1 protein-coding gene is annotated in these 514 nt (G+C 42.0%); it reads right to left on the bottom strand.

Annotation, left to right across the window (positions count from 1 at the left end; all coding sequences use genetic code 11):
* Positions 1-514 (bottom strand): ABC transporter substrate-binding protein (locus tag ACFIK8_RS13155; protein ID WP_375636804.1); only part of this gene is annotated, 514 nt, incomplete at both ends.

Here is a 514-nt window from a genome sequence, read left to right as displayed (position 1 = left end):
TGGCCTCAAAACCATCCGGATAACCTGCCTCTGTTAAAAGTTCCTTTGCTTTTTGGAGATCAAGTTTAAAGGGTTGTCCTTCTTTTTCATCCAAAGCCCCAAGATTACCAAGAGGAATAAAACTTGCACGGGGAATACCAACATCTTTGAGAAGGGTCTTACTGAGTCCTTCATAATCAATAAGATAGCGCATCGCTAAACGCACTTTTTCCTTAGCAAAAATAGGGTTCGTCGTATTAAAACCCCATATAATCATGGAGGGCGCCAACACTTTTTCAACCTTAATATCCGTTGTTGCTTGGAGATCTGACAAATCCTCTGGCATCAGATTACGTGCAACATCGATATCGTATTTTTCCAATAATAAACGTTGCGTTCCAGGCTCCGCAACATGGCGAATTAAAATCTTCTTCAATTTAGGCGCTTCCCCCCAATAATTGGAGCTTGCACGCAATAAAAGAGCTTCTCCAGGACGCCAACTCTCTAACTGATAAGGACCAACACAAGCAGAATG

The sequence above is a fragment of the Bartonella sp. MR168JLCBS genome, assembly GCF_042194175.1.
Note: the sequence above shows the minus strand (reverse complement) of the source record. Positions and strands in the feature narration are given on the sequence as shown.